The following is a 13,861-nucleotide window of genomic DNA, read 5'->3' as shown; positions in this document are numbered from 1 at the left end:
CTCGCGAGCTGGGCAGGGGAACGTCAGGCGCGATTGGAGCGATTCGGTTTGGTCGGGCAGGCGGGTATCGGTGTATTGCTTGGTCTGGTCTGGAGCCCTTGCGTAGGACCAACACTCGGTGCTGCGACAGTGCTGGCTGCGCAAGGCAAAAACCTTGGTGAGGTCGCTTTTGTGATGCTGGCTTTTGCACTGGGCATTGCAACGGTGCTGTTAGCGATGGCCATGGCGACACAGAAATTGATGTCGCGCTGGCGCGTCCGACTGATGAATGCGAGCACGCGTGGGCGACGTATATTGGGTGCATTGATGTTGCTGGTCGGCGTGCTGATCATCACCGGTACGGATCGCGCTCTGGAGGCAACCGTCATCGGCATCTTGCCCGATTGGGTCACCAATCTGACGACATCGTTGTGAGATGCAAACAACGCGGGGATCGGTCATCCCCGCGTTGTTAGGAAGTCCGGCAGGCGATCAATTGCTGCCGATGATTCGTCCAGTATCCGGATCGATCTGCAGCTTCACGTCCTTGCCGCTCTGGTTTTCCGCTTTGGCCGTCCAGACGCCATTATTGAAATCGACGTCGTGCACGCGCGTGTAGCCGTCTGTCGAAAGTTGTGCACGAACGTCGGCTTCACTCAGGCGGGAAATCTGCGAGTCGGGGAATGCGCGTCCGGTGGTGGGGTCAATGCGTAATTTCACTTTCGTGCCGTCGCCGCTTTTGGCGCGAGCCGTCCAGACGCCGTCATGAAAGTCCACATCGTGCACGTCGTTGTAACCCTGTTGTGCAAGGTCGGCGCGTACGTCCTGCTCAGTCATGGCCTGTTGCGCCGCGGCGACACCGCATCCCAGCGCTAGCGCGATGGTCAATGAAGTAATCGTCTTGTTCACGGACGGATCCTCGTGGCTTTTCGGAGCCTTGAGTCTTTGTCGCTCGATATCAATCCGAAGTGAAAATAGAACACCGCGATAGGCGTTTATTCATGCTTTGCTAACGAACTATTTATCGAGCCGTATCGTGCATGAACCTTCATGTTTTTGATGCGGACACAACACGTATGGCTTTACATCCACATGCGTCACTGAGGTAATACGTACCACGTGGCGCATGTGTCGCACGCGCTGTGCTCGATGATGTACGGATGAACAGTAGCGTCACCGGTACATCATCGAGATGGACGCCGATGTCATCCAAATCTGCTGAATTGCGGCACCCGAACACGAGCTGCCACAACGGGTTGTTCTTCAACAACCCCGGCCGATATCTCTGAAAGAACCGCGGCCGCCTGCGAGGCAACGCGTTGAGGCCAGCAGTCCTGAATATGCTCGGCAACAAGGCATGGTTCGCCCGCACCACACTGTGGGCAGGTTTTGTTGTGGAGCATCAGTTCTTCTACGACGGTTAAAATCATGGCACACCCCCTGCGATGGCCGCCCCCGGACTTCCCCAAGCCCGGGTGAGAATTGTTGAGTGTTTTATCGGCGAGGCTGGCGGTTACTTGAGCCCGGTCAGGGCAGACGCCGGTCGTCAGTGGCGAACCGTGGTGTTCCAGGCTGGGGCTTCATCGGCGGCCGGCACCAAGCGGCTATCAAACGCCCGCCACTGGCCGTCATTTCCCTCAATGCTGATTACTGCCGAAGGGTCCCCGGACGCCCGAGCCTCCCTGCATCGGTCAATAGCAAACACAAGCGCCTCGCGGCGGGAGTGAAAAAGCTGGGTCTTACCGTTCTCTACCACACGCCATTCCGCAGCCTGGCTTTCACAGTAGGGGATATAAAACGTGCTCATGACACCCGTCCGTCGAATCACACGATTGGGTGAATGTGAATTTTCCTATGTGTGGAATAGGTGCAGACGGCGTCAAGGAGCAGTAGATATGTCCTCGCGTTGGGATTCCCGGACGCATGCGTTTTGAGGTGCCCCGGCCTCGCGTACCGGGTCCGAAGATGCCGTTATGCAAGATATTGCGAACGAGCTCGCAAAAATGATCGGAACGGCATGATTTTACGATAAATTCTGTCGAAGCCTTCGCCTAGCTTTCATCGAAACTTACGCTATTCTTGCGTCAGGCTGACGACGCGACGGGGTGTCGGCTGCTTCCTTTTCAGCACGGGGAAATACGCGTGGCGCACGTTCTTCTTCACATCGGAAGTGAAAAGACTGGGACGACGTATCTGCAGCACACGTTGCATGCGAATGCGAATTTGTTGCGCAAGAAATATGGCGTCCTGTATCCAACAGACAGTTTGCTGTGTCAGCAAAGAGCGCATCATCCCATTGCGGCGGCATTTCTCTCCTCTGATCGATGCGATTTCATTGCGGCATCGTCACAGCAACCCGTTGCTGTGATGATGGATCATTTAAATCGCCATATCGATCGCACACGCAGCGACTGTGTCTTGCTTAGCGCCGAGCATATGTCGTCGCGCTTTGATCGCGCTGCAATACACGAATTGGCTGGGTATCTGTCCGCGCACTCGGTGCATGTCATCCTGTATGCGCGCAGGCAGGACGAGATGGCATTGAGCGCACTATCCACGGATTTATGCTGCGGCAGCCGCGACTGGATACCGATTGATCGTATTTCACCGGACGTTCGCCGTTTCAATCCGTTACAGGTTGTCGAGGATTGGCAGGCCGTATTCGGTAACGATGCGGTGACGGTCAGGTCATACGCAAGCGCATGTCGAAATAGCCTTACCGCCGATTTCTTGCGTTGCGCAGGGCTGGGTCATATCGATCTATCTGAATTCGAGTCGGTAGGTCGCATCAATCAGCGAATCAGCCTGTATGAAGCGCGGGTCCTTCATGGCATCAATCAATTTCTGCCTACGTGGCGCGAAGCCATGCGCGCAGGCGAACCAGACGCTTACCACGAAGCCAATCAGTTGCGCAGGAGTTTGCTTGCGTGGCTTCGGTCCGAGAACGCCGTATCAAGCGAGATAGCGCTGGAGAGTGCGTTGACGCTCCATGAGCGAACAACGTTGATGCAGCGCTTTGCTCACATCAACGACCGGCTTGTAGATACCTACGGTCTGGAAGCTCCCGATTTCGACATGCGATTCAATGAAGCCTCGACTACAACCACCGATGTATTGAAGCCCGAAGAAGAATGCATGTTGATGGCGCAGGTACTTCGCGTGATAAGCCAACGACTCATGCATAGCGAATCGCATGAATCGATCAGGTGGGGAGCGGCGCGCAAGATCGGTGCATGGTCCAGGCGATTGAGGACTCATTGAATTGGGTGTGTCCGACCGCACGACCTGCGATATCGATGAACAGCGAAAAAGAAAAAGCCCGCTTCGATAGGCGGGCTTTTTCATGGAATTCAATGGTGGCCGGGGACGGAATCGAACCGCCGACACGGGGATTTTCAATCCCCTGCTCTACCAACTGAGCTACCCGGCCAGGGTGGACAGCCGCATGGGCCATCGGTGTTGCGTGGAGCCGCACATTAAATCGGATGGGGGGCCTTGCGTCAAGACTTGGACTCGGGCGCCACGTAGCCTTCCGGGGTTTTCACGTCGCCGCCGAAGAAGAATTTTTCCATTTCCTCGCCCAGAAACTTGCGCGATTTGGGATCGAGCGGGTTGAGACGGTATTCGTTGATCAGCATGGTCTGGTGGCTCAGCCATTGCTGCCACGCGGGTTTGGAGATTTCGGCGTAGATGCGCTGGCCTAGTGGACCGGGCCAGGGGGCGAAGTCCAGGCCTTCGGCCTCGATGTCGAGTTTCGCGCAGTGAATGGTGCGGCTCATGATTGTTTCTCTTCTTCGGTGGCTTCCGGCAGCGCCATCAGCAAGGTTCGCACCGGGGCGGGCAGGCCGAGTGCGGGCAGATCGGCGATGGTGCACCAGCGCAGGTCCGCATTATCGGCGATTGCGTGTATTGGCGCTGCGCCGTCGAACAGCAACGGTTGAATCTGAAGCCGGTAGTGGCTGAAGACATGAACGAACGGCGTTAGTGACTGTGCATCGTCGATGCGCGCGTGACGCTGGGCTTCGCGCCATGCGTTGTCGATCTCGTCGGCTTCCGGCAGGCTCCAAAGGCCAGACCACACACCTTGTGCGCCGCGACGCCGCAGAAGCATGCGACCCTCCATGTCGCGCAGGATCAGCATGATCGTGCTGCGCGTTGGAATGGTTTTTCCGGGCTTGGGCGTCGGCAATTGCGTAGTGAGGTTTTCGCGGAACGCGACGCAATCGCCGCGCATCGGGCATGCGTTGCAGAGCGGGCGCGTGCGCACGCATACCGTGGCACCCAGATCCATGATCGCCTGGGTGTAATTGGCCGTGCGTTCTGCGGGCGTGTGTTGGTCCGCGCGAAGCCAGAGTTGCTTCTCGACCTCTCGTTCGCCGGGATGTCCAGCGATGCCGTGATATCGCGTCAGCACGCGTTTCACGTTGCCGTCGAGAATAGGAAAGCGCAATCCATAGGCCTGCGCGAGGATAGCGCCGGCGGTGGAGCGACCGATGCCCGGTAGCGCAGCAAGTGAATCGAAATCGCGCGGCAACTCGCCGCTATGCAATTCAACGCACAGTTGCGCGGCGCGATGCAGAAAACGCGCGCGCCGGTAATAACCAAGGCCGGACCACAACGCCAGGACGGTATCTTCGTCTGCAGCGGCGAGATTGCGCAGTGTCGGCAGTTTCGCCATGAAACGCTGGAAGTACGGAATGACGGTAGCCACCTGCGTCTGCTGCAGCATGATTTCCGAAAGCCACACGCGATACGCATCGCGCGGGTGCTGCCACGGCAAGTCATGACGACCATGACGATCGAACCAGGCGAGCACGGCGGCAGCGAACGCGGTCACTGCGGATTCGGTGCAACAGGTTTGGCAGGGGGCGCAACACTTTCCGCATCGGCAGGCACGGCATTGCCGGTTTGCACGCTCAATCCTTCGATGTGCACTTTGCCGATGTCGAGCGTGGCCATGTCGACTTGTCCATTGCCGGGCGGCGCAGAGAGCCTCGGCCCTTGCGGATTGGCCATCTGATTCCACCAGTGCGCCAATCCCAATGGCGGCAGCTCCAGATCGACATGGTTATTCGTGCCGAGCAGCTTCAGGTGAAGCAGCAAAGGATTGTCTTGGCTCGCCGGTGCGAGCATGACGGCCGCGTCATAGTTGCCTTCATCCTTCTGAGAGAATTTGCCTTGCAGCTCCAGCGTTGCGTTTGCCGCGCCTTTCCAGCGTGCATGACCCGCCAGATGCATCTCGGTGGCACTGCTGTCTGCGGCATGCACGGTGATGTTGTCGAGCAGCAAAACACCATTGTCGATGCTTGGCGTGCTCGAGAGTTGCAGTTGCAAAAGCGTGCCGTCGGCTTCTTTGCCGGACAGATTTATCCAGAATGTCTGATTCGGTGCGAGGCGGCCGGTATCGAGCGATACATCGTTCAACCACTCGCTGTTTCCTTCCACCAGGTTGCCATTGCGAATGCGAACACCTGTTGCAATGCGCGGTATCTGTTGGGGCACGCTGGTCGATTGCGGCGGTAGTGCGAGTAGCCATGCCTGCAACGCATCCAGATCGACGCGTGGCGAATTGATCTGCATACGCGAGATCACCACCGGACCGCCAAACAACGTGCGCCATGGAAGTACCAGTCGGCCGTTTGCAGCGAGCAAGATGGGCATGTTGGTGTCGCGAGAGCCCGTATCGGTCGCAATCAGCGTGATGCCTTCCAGCTGCAGTGCCGGGCGCGGAAACAGCGTAGGGCTGGCGGGACTGGATAGCGTCAGTTGCAGGCCAGCTTCCTTGGCCTGCTCCTGCAACATGGCGGTGAAACGATCGGGTTGCAGCAGCAGATATAGCGATGCGAGTACGCCAAGCGCGATCACACCGAACACGCCGCCCGTGATGATCAGCAACAATCGTAGCGGTCGCGGAAAGGTCATTTAAGTTTTTGCGAATTCGGCAGGAAGCAGACCATCGACATAGGCTTGCGCGTCGAACACGCGCAAGTCCGTCGCGGTTTCACCCAAGCCGACAAATCGAATCGGCAGGCCGAATTCGCGCGCCAAGGCGAATACCACACCGCCTTTGGCAGTGCCATCGAGTTTCGTGACGACCAAACCGGTGACGCCGACAATCTGACGGAACTGACGCACCTGATTCACTGCGTTCTGGCCGGTGGTGCCATCGATCACCATCAGCACTTCATGCGGTGCATCGGCGTCGAGCTTTTTGAGCACGCGCGCAATCTTGCCCAACTCGTCCATCAGGCCTCCTTGCGTGTGCAGGCGGCCGGCAGTGTCGGCAATCAACACGTCTGCGTTGCGTGAGCGCGCGGCTTGAAGTGCGTCGAAGATCACGCTTGCCGCATCGGCATCCTGTCCTTGCGAAATCACGGGCACCTGGTTGCGTTCCCCCCATGTCTTCAGTTGCTCGACGGCTGCTGCGCGGAATGTGTCGCCAGCGGCCAAGAGCACTTGCTTGCCTTCGTCGCGCCAGCGACGGGCGAGTTTTCCGATGGTGGTGGTTTTGCCGGCGCCGTTGATGCCGACCGTGAGGACCACGAAGGGTTTGCGACCTGCAATGTCGAGCGATGTCTGCACCGGCTTGAGCAAGGCGATCAGTTCCTGACGCAACGCTTGCAGTAACGCGTCTGCATCGGCGAACTCGCGCTTGTGCATACGCTTGCGCAACGTCTCCACGAGCGACGTACTCGCTTCGATGCCGACGTCAGCAGTGATCAACGTGGTTTCCAGTTCATCCAGCAAGCCGTCGTCGAGCTTGGGATGACGGGAGAACAACGTTGAAATGCCGCGCGAAAAAACACTGCCGGATAGACGCTCGCGCCAGCTGCGCCGGGCAGGTGCCTCGGCAGATGTTTCGGACGCTGCAACGGGCGCTTCCACGGGAGCGGGCGTTTCCTGCGCAATGGCTTGCGCTGGCGCCTGATCCGTCGCTTCCTCGTTTTCCCCGGCGCCGTTATCGGCAGGCTTCTTCTTCCAGAACTTGAGCATGAGGGGCGTGATTCGAAGACAATAGGCGCCATGCTATCACCCCGACCCGTACTGGCCGCTGAGGACGACCTAGCCGCTGAGGACGGCAGCGCATGACGCCTGCAGCCGGCCGAATCCGCATCATTGGCGGCCACTTGCGCAATTCCCGATTGAACGTGCCGGACCTTCCGGGGCTGCGGCCCACGCCCGAGCGCGTGCGCGAGACGCTGTTCAACTGGCTGGCGCCTACCATTGCGGGGGTGCGGGCGCTGGATCTGTGTGCCGGTACTGGCGCATTGGGTATCGAGGCGCTTTCGCGCGGTGCCGGAATAGTGCAGTTCGTCGAGCCCGATGGCGCTGCTGCGGAGTCACTCCGCGGCAACCTTGCAAGGCTCAAGGCGGAAGGCGGCGCTGTATCCGGCCTTGATGCCGCGCGTTATCTGCAAGGAACGCCGCAGCCGTTTGGACTGGTATTCCTCGATCCACCCTTCGCCTTGAATCTCTGGACGCCGCTGGCGCAGCAACTGGAGCTGCGCGGATGGCTGACGGCATCTGCATGGATTTACGTGGAATCCCCTCGCGCAATGGCACCCGTTGTTCCTGCCAATTGGATGCCGCACCGCGAGGGACAAGCCGGTGAGGTGCGTTACGCGCTCTATCGCCGGACCTAGACCATTCCGTTAAGCTAATGCTTTCCCCCGCGAAAGCCTTTTTTCGTGAACAAGCCACCGGTCAATACACGCCTTGCGGTTTATCCGGGCACCTTCGACCCCATCACCAACGGCCACGCTGATTTAGTGGCGCGAGCGTCGCCCTTGTTCGAGCGCGTTGTGGTGGCGGTTGCCGAAAGTCCGAACAAGGGCAAGGGTCCGGGCTTTACGCTGCAGGAGCGCATTTCGCTCGCGCGTCTGGCGCTGGCCGATCTGAAGAATGTCGAGGTGCGCGGATTCGATAGCCTGCTGGCGCAGTTTGTCGAAGAGATTGGTGCAGGCGTCATCCTTCGCGGTTTGCGCGCCGTGTCTGATTTCGAATACGAATTTCAGCTCGCGAGCATGAATCGGCATCTCATTCCGAAGGTGGAAACGCTATTCTTGACGCCAGCGGAGCAGTACAGCTTCATTTCGTCCTCGCTGGTACGCGAGATCGGTCGCCTGGGTGGTGACATTTCCGGTTTCGTGCATCCCGCGGTCCAACAAGCCATGCGGCAGCGCTGGCATAAAAAGCAACCCGAAACCGAAGGGGATAACTATGCGTAAACTCACTCTCATTGCCACTGCCCTAGCGTTGACCGGCTGCCTGGCTCTGTCCGCGTGCAACAACCAGAGCGACAATGGTCAACAACAAACGCAGCAGGCCCAGCAGCTCACCAAGCCTGCCGATGCGAACGACGGCAAAGCCTGGGGTGCTTACCTCGGCCAGATCGTCCAGCAGAACATGCAGGGCATGACCGCCAGCCAGCCATACGCCTTCATGGTGCCGGCCGGTGACGACGATGCCTCCAACGATTCGCGCGATCGCCAGCTGAGCAACGTACAAGACGATGTCGCCCGCGGCGTGCTGCCCGGCAACCTGCTTGCCTTCGGCGGCCCGAATTCGGGCAAGACCGCCGACTTCGTGACCGACGCCTTCAAAGGCGCCAAGCCCGGCTCCTTCAAGGGCGTTATCGTTTTGGTGATCGGCGATCAGGCCGATGAACAGCGCGTGGAACAGGCTCTGCAGCCGACCGGCGCCACCATCCGCTACAAGACGATGTAAGACATTGCGAAGGCGGCGAGGGCATCCTCGCCGCCTTCACAATACGCCCGGTCGTACTTCAGTACAGATATGCGGGCGATGTCTCCATGCTTTTTCGGCATTCCGCCTATTTGTTTGTGCTTATGCACTTTTGTTGCTTCGCACAATAAGCGCATGCCCGTGTAAACTTGTCCGGCATGTCTCTCAAGATCCTCGACACCTGCGTCAACTGCGACGTCTGCGAACCGGTCTGCCCTAACAAGGCGATTTCGCTTGGCGAGGAGTACTACGTCATCGATCCTTCGTTATGCACCGAGTGCATCGGTCACCATGACGAACCGCAGTGCGTGGTGGTGTGCCCGGTCGAATGCATCATCGTCGACCCCGCGCACACCGAAACGCACGAGCAACTGCAAGACAAATACACCCATCTGATGGAGAGCAAGGCATGAAGGTTGCGTTGCGCTGGCGCGTGTTGCTTACAGGTTTTGTTCTGACTACCGGCGCTGCATTCGCAGCCGACAATCCGACACCTTCCACCAAGGCAGCGCCGCTTGCGTCGCGTCCTGGTCATGCCGGCATCGCAAGCGCCAACGCGCTGGCTACGCAGGCGGGTTTCGAAGTGCTTGCCAAGGGTGGCAACGCCTTTGACGCGGCGATTGCGGTGGCTTCCACGCTTTCCGTGGTGGAACCGGAAAGCTCCGGCATTGGCGGTGGTTTCATGGCCACGATGCACGTGGCTGCCGGCAATCGCGATGTCTTTATCGATGCGCGTGAAGCGGCGCCGGCGGCGGTCAATCCCAAGGATTACCTCAATCCGGACGGCACGCCCAACCGCGATACGGCGTTGAAGGGTCCATTCTCCGCAGGCATTCCGGGCGAACCGGCGGGCTTGGTGTGGCTCGCCAAGCACTACGGCAAATTGACCTTGGCCGATTCGCTTGCACCCGCCATTCGAACCGCACGCGACGGTTTCAAGCCCGATAACCGTTTGCTTGGGTCCATTGAAGACGAACAGAAAAATCTTCAGCGTTGGCCGGCGTCGGCGACCAAGTTCCTGCCCAACGGCAAAGTGCCTGCAGCCGGTGAAATCTGGCGCGACCCCGATCAGGCGCACACGCTTCAATTGCTCGGGCAATACGGTAATGCCGGTTTCTACAGCGGCGAAACCGCGAAGAAGATCGTCGATGCCGTCCACGCAGCGGGCGGCAACTGGACGTTGAAAGATCTGTCCTCGTACAGCGTGAAGGAACGCTTGCCGATCACGCTCGACTATCGCGGCTATAAGATCATTACGGCGCCGCCACCGTCGTCCGGCGGTGTGGCCATTGCTGAAATCCTCAACATACTTTCCGGTTTCGATCTCACCAAACTCGATCAGGTGCACCGTGTGCATCTGGTGGTCGAATCGATGCGTCGCGCGTTTCGCGATCACAACGATTATCTGGGCGATCCGGACTTCGTGAAGATGCCGCTCAATATGTTGCTGTCGCCGTATTACGCCGACGGTTTGCGTCAGACCATCTTGCCCGACAAGGCCACGCCGTCATCGATGCTCGCACCGTCCAGCAGCGAAGATCCCGGCATGCACACCACGCATTTCTCGATCATCGATGCGGACGGCAACATGGTCGCGATTACCGCAACGGTGAACTACGTGCTTGGTTCCACCTTCGTTGCCGATGGCACGGGTGTGCTGCTGAACGATGAAATGGACGACTTCGCATTAGTGCCGAACAAGCCCAATGTCTATGGATTGCTCGGCAGCAAGGCGAATGCGCCGGAGCCGGGCAAGCGCATGTTGTCGTCGATGTCGCCGAGCATCGTCATTGGCCCCGATCGCACGGCGGTCATCGGCTCGCCGGGCGGCTCGACCATCATCACGCAGGTGCTGGAAGGCATTCTTGCCTTTATCGATGGTGGCGATGCGCATGATGTCGCCGCGCACAAACGTTTCCATCATCAATACATGCCCGACGTGGTCATGGTTGAGCCGGGTACCTTCGACGCGTCCACTAGCGATGCGCTAACCAAAATGGGTTATACGCTCAAGCAGCGCGAACCCTGGGGTTTCATGAACGTCGTGATTTGGGATCGCCGCACGAACAAGGTCGATGCAGCCAGCGATCCGCGGCGCGCCGATGGCTTGGGCAAAGTGCAATAACGCGCAGCTGCTTCAAACGCCTTTCGTCATCAGCGAAAGGCGCTTGAGCGCGACATCTTTGATGTGGGGAAGTGGTTATGCAGTTCTGGTCGATCGACGGTAATTCGCAGAAGCTCGATGGCGGCGCGATGTTCGGCAATGCACCCAAACCCATGTGGTCGCGCTGGATTGCGCCGGACGAACTCAATCGCATCCCGCTCGCATGCCGTTGCTTGCTGGTGAAGGATCTCGACGGGCGTAACGTGCTGTTCGAAACGGGCATCGGCGCTTTCTTCGAGCCGGCGTTGCGTGAGCGCTACGGCGTCGTGGAAAGTCATCACGTCTTGCTTGATTCGCTTGCCGAGGCAGGTGTATCCCATGAAGACATCGACGTCGTAGTGCTTTCGCATCTGCACTTCGACCACGCAGGCGGTTTGCTTGCGCCATGGGAGGAGGGCAGGACGCCGAGCCTGCTGTTTCCCCACGCCACATTTTTGGTCGGTGCCCAACACTGGCAGCGCGCGATGAAGCCGCATCCGCGCGATCGGGCTTCCTTTGTTCCCGAGCTGCAGTCGTTACTGCTTCAGAGTGGCCGTCTGGAGCTGGTGGCCGGTGAGCATTCGCAGACGCTGGGGCAGGCTGTCCGCTTCCATTTTTCAGATGGTCATACGCCGGGATTGATGCTGGCGGAATGTGCAGGCGTAGTTTTTTGCGCCGATCTGATTCCGGGCAAGCATTGGGTCCATTTGCCCATTACGATGGGTTACGACCGCTTCCCGGAAGCTTTGATCGAAGAAAAGCGCAGCTTCCTGGACGACAAGCTCGCGCGCAACGTAAGGTTGTTTTTCACGCACGACCACGCTTGCGCCATCGCCCGCGTGACACGCGACGAGCGTGGGCGTTATGGTACGTATGAAGAGCAGCCCCAATTGCGCGGAGCCCTGCTCTAGATAAAGACCGGTATCCCGCGACAACCACCCGGAGGTTCGATGAGCGGCGAGCGTAAGGCCCCTCCATCATTCCGTGAATTGTTGTTGCCCGCTTTGGGAGCGGTGATTCTTCTCATCGGTGTCGGTCTGGCTGCCGTCACCGAAAAAGGACAGATCGACTACCAGACGCAAATGCGCCGTCACGGTGGCGACGTTCTCGATCTGGGAACGGCAGGCCGCCCCGATAGGGACGAGCAGGGCTATATGGTGCGCGTGGTAGGCGATTTGCAGGTGGTCGAAGCACCGCTCGATCAACAATTCAATCAGCAGACCAATCAGCCGATACTGATTCGCCACGTGCAGATGTTCCAGTGGCACGAAACCCAATTCGGCGGGCCGCCCGCTTACGAACTCGATTGGGAAGACAAACCCATCGACTCCAGCCATTTTGTCCATCCCGAAGGACACACCAATCCGGGCCCGTTTCCGATTCAGAGCCAGCAGTTTTATGCGGGAGCCGTTCGACTCAACGACTTCGTGCTCTCAACGACGCTGCTGCACGTGCTGGAAGGTAGCCAGCCAGTGTCGCCGGATCTGCGCAATTTGCCGAGCAATCTCGCGGCGAGCTTCAGTTTGTACGACGGCCATCTCGTCACCAGCGCTGTTCCGTCCAATCCGCAGGTTGGCGACATTCGCGTGGGTTGGGAGGCCGTTCCGACACAAACCGTCACGGTCGTGGCCAAGGTGGATGGCAACAAGTTGATTCCTGCCAGCGATGCGCAAGACGGTGTCGGTTACGCCGTGCAAGTAGGCGATGCGCCACTCGGCGACATCTTTCCGGATTTGCCGATACCGCCGGAATTTCGCTGGCTGCGTGACGTGTTCGGGCTTCTGCTGGCTGTGACGGGTGTGGCATTGCTGGTGCGTTGGCATTACGAATGTATCGACCCGGTTCTGACACCTGCAATTGCCATGGTGGTTGTGGGCGCCGTGGCGGGTGTGATGTGGTTGGGCAATGACAGCACACTGGTGGGTGAGTGGGGCGGCCTGGCACTTGTAGGTGCCGTGTTGACCGCGTGGCGCGTGAAGGCGTTGAGAAGCCATTCGCACTGATGTGAGGTGGCGTCAGCCACGGCGTTGCCTCATTTACGCCCCTGCAAGGACCGCGCGGCGATGGACCATCGCCGCGATCCCACTATGGAGTTCGTCATGTCCGTTCGCTTTTCGCTCAGTGTTGCGCTTGCCTGTTGGGCGATGTGGTCATCGGTAAGTGCGGATGTAAGTGCGCAGGATCGCGCAACCTGGAACGCTCCGCAGACACCCTTCAAGGTTTTTGGAAACGTCTACTACGTTGGCCCGCACGGTTTGTCGTCGATCCTGATCGACACGCCACACGGCCTAGTGCTGATCGATGGCGATTTGCCCGAATCCGCGCCGCTCATTGAGGCTCATATCAAGGCACTCGGATTCCGCGTGAGCGATGTTCATTGGATTGTCAACTCTCACGCGCATTCGGACCACGCTGGCGGCATTGCTGCGCTTCAACACGATAGCGGTGCACAGGTATTGGCGAGTGCACCCGGCGCGCATGCATTGCAACTGGGCGGTGCCGATCCGGAAGATCCCCAATTCGGTCTTGCACCCACCTATGCGCCCGTACATGACGTGCGAACGGTGCGCGATGGCGAAGTGGTGAATTTGGGCGGTGTCGAGATCACCGGGCATGCAACACCCGGACACACACCTGGCAGCATGTCCTGGACGTGGCGCAGTTGCGAAGGAAATACGTGTCTGAACATCGTGTATGCCGACAGTCTCACGGCGTACACCAACAAAACGTTCCGCTACACCGATGATGCGAAGCATCCGCACCGCGTCGAGGATTTCCGTAAGGCCATTGCCAACGTCTCGGCGTTGCCATGCGACATTCTGCTGACGCCACACCCCGATCAAAGCAACTTCTGGGACAAAGTACGGCGACGCCAGAGGGGCGCTCAGCCCGACCCGCTCATCGATACCGGAGCGTGCAAAGCCTATGCCGCTTCGGCAGAGCAAGATCTCGATGCACAGCTGGCCAAGGAAAAAGCGAGACAGCCGTAATCGG

General features: G+C 58.9%; 16 protein-coding genes and 1 tRNA gene. 10 read left to right on the top strand and 7 right to left on the bottom strand.

The window, feature by feature from the left end; all coding sequences use genetic code 11:
- Positions 1–414 (top strand): cytochrome c biogenesis CcdA family protein (locus tag VK725_RS10705; protein WP_325318037.1); only part of this gene is annotated, 414 nt, incomplete at its 5' end.
- A gap of 57 nt (positions 415–471) precedes the next feature.
- Here the strand turns inward: VK725_RS10705 and VK725_RS10700 are convergent.
- Both VK725_RS10700 and VK725_RS10695 read right to left on the bottom strand, forming a co-directional pair.
- Entirely contained in the window at positions 472–888 is a 417-nt protein-coding gene (locus VK725_RS10700) for a PepSY domain-containing protein (protein ID WP_325318036.1), read from the bottom strand.
- 296 nt (positions 889–1,184) lie between these two features.
- Positions 1,185–1,409: a hypothetical protein gene (locus tag VK725_RS10695; protein WP_325318035.1), complete on the bottom strand. Its 225-nt coding sequence runs from the start codon at positions 1,407–1,409 to the stop codon at positions 1,185–1,187.
- A gap of 712 nt (positions 1,410–2,121) precedes the next feature.
- Here VK725_RS10695 and VK725_RS10690 point away from each other — a divergent pair.
- Entirely contained in the window at positions 2,122–3,240 is a 1,119-nt protein-coding gene (locus VK725_RS10690) for a hypothetical protein (RefSeq protein WP_325318034.1), read from the top strand.
- 93 nt (positions 3,241–3,333) lie between these two features.
- Here the strand turns inward: VK725_RS10690 and VK725_RS10685 are convergent.
- The 5 genes from VK725_RS10685 to ftsY all read right to left on the bottom strand — a co-directional run bounded on the left by VK725_RS10685 (position 3,334) and on the right by ftsY (position 6,972).
- Positions 3,334–3,409: transfer RNA gene (locus VK725_RS10685), tRNA-Phe, on the bottom strand.
- 70 nt (positions 3,410–3,479) lie between these two features.
- Positions 3,480–3,758, bottom strand: coding sequence for an oxidative damage protection protein (locus VK725_RS10680; RefSeq protein WP_126673221.1), 279 nt, complete (start codon positions 3,756–3,758; stop codon positions 3,480–3,482).
- On the bottom strand, positions 3,755–4,816 hold the full coding sequence (mutY, locus tag VK725_RS10675; RefSeq protein ID WP_325318033.1) for an A/G-specific adenine glycosylase: 1,062 nt from the start codon (positions 4,814–4,816) through the stop codon (positions 3,755–3,757). Before mutY ends, VK725_RS10680 begins: the two co-directional genes overlap by 4 nt.
- The gene (locus VK725_RS10670) at positions 4,813–5,901 is read right to left on the bottom strand and encodes a membrane assembly protein AsmA (RefSeq protein WP_325318032.1); all 1,089 of its coding nucleotides are present in this window, start codon (positions 5,899–5,901) and stop codon (positions 4,813–4,815) included. Before VK725_RS10670 ends, mutY begins: the two co-directional genes overlap by 4 nt.
- Entirely contained in the window at positions 5,902–6,972 is a 1,071-nt protein-coding gene (gene ftsY, locus VK725_RS10665) for a signal recognition particle-docking protein FtsY (protein ID WP_325318031.1), read from the bottom strand.
- 92 nt (positions 6,973–7,064) lie between these two features.
- Between ftsY and rsmD the strand changes: the two genes are divergently transcribed.
- The 8 genes from rsmD (at position 7,065) to bla (ending at position 13,857) form a co-directional block, all read left to right on the top strand.
- Positions 7,065–7,622, top strand: coding sequence for a 16S rRNA (guanine(966)-N(2))-methyltransferase RsmD (gene rsmD, locus VK725_RS10660; RefSeq protein WP_325318030.1), 558 nt, complete (start codon positions 7,065–7,067; stop codon positions 7,620–7,622).
- Positions 7,623–7,667: 45 nt separating this feature from the next.
- Positions 7,668–8,207, top strand: coding sequence for a pantetheine-phosphate adenylyltransferase (coaD, locus tag VK725_RS10655; RefSeq protein ID WP_325318029.1), 540 nt, complete (start codon positions 7,668–7,670; stop codon positions 8,205–8,207).
- Positions 8,200–8,706, top strand: a complete 507-nt coding sequence (locus VK725_RS10650) for a hypothetical protein (RefSeq protein ID WP_325318028.1) — start codon at positions 8,200–8,202, stop codon at positions 8,704–8,706. The genes coaD and VK725_RS10650 overlap by 8 nt, the downstream gene beginning before the upstream one ends.
- Before the next feature lie 176 nt (positions 8,707–8,882).
- Entirely contained in the window at positions 8,883–9,137 is a 255-nt protein-coding gene (locus VK725_RS10645; RefSeq protein WP_325318027.1) for a YfhL family 4Fe-4S dicluster ferredoxin, read from the top strand.
- Positions 9,134–10,849 (top strand): gamma-glutamyltransferase, encoded by a 1,716-nt coding sequence (gene ggt / locus VK725_RS10640; protein WP_325318026.1) that lies wholly within the window; start codon positions 9,134–9,136, stop codon positions 10,847–10,849. Before VK725_RS10645 ends, ggt begins: the two co-directional genes overlap by 4 nt.
- 77 nt (positions 10,850–10,926) lie before the next feature.
- Positions 10,927–11,778 carry an MBL fold metallo-hydrolase gene (locus VK725_RS10635; protein ID WP_325318025.1) on the top strand — a complete coding sequence of 284 codons (852 nt, stop codon included), beginning with the start codon at positions 10,927–10,929 and terminating at the stop codon, positions 11,776–11,778.
- Positions 11,779–11,817: 39 nt separating this feature from the next.
- Positions 11,818–12,870, top strand: a complete 1,053-nt coding sequence (locus VK725_RS10630; RefSeq protein WP_325318024.1) for a TMEM43 family protein — start codon at positions 11,818–11,820, stop codon at positions 12,868–12,870.
- 96 nt (positions 12,871–12,966) lie between these two features.
- Entirely contained in the window at positions 12,967–13,857 is an 891-nt protein-coding gene (gene bla, locus VK725_RS10625; protein ID WP_325318023.1) for a subclass B3 metallo-beta-lactamase, read from the top strand.
- Positions 13,858–13,861 lie beyond the last annotated feature (4 nt).

It is taken from the genome of Dyella sp., assembly GCF_035486915.1.
GTDB lineage: Bacteria > Pseudomonadota > Gammaproteobacteria > Xanthomonadales > Rhodanobacteraceae > Dyella_B.
Note: the sequence above shows the minus strand (reverse complement) of the source record. Positions and strands in the feature narration are given on the sequence as shown.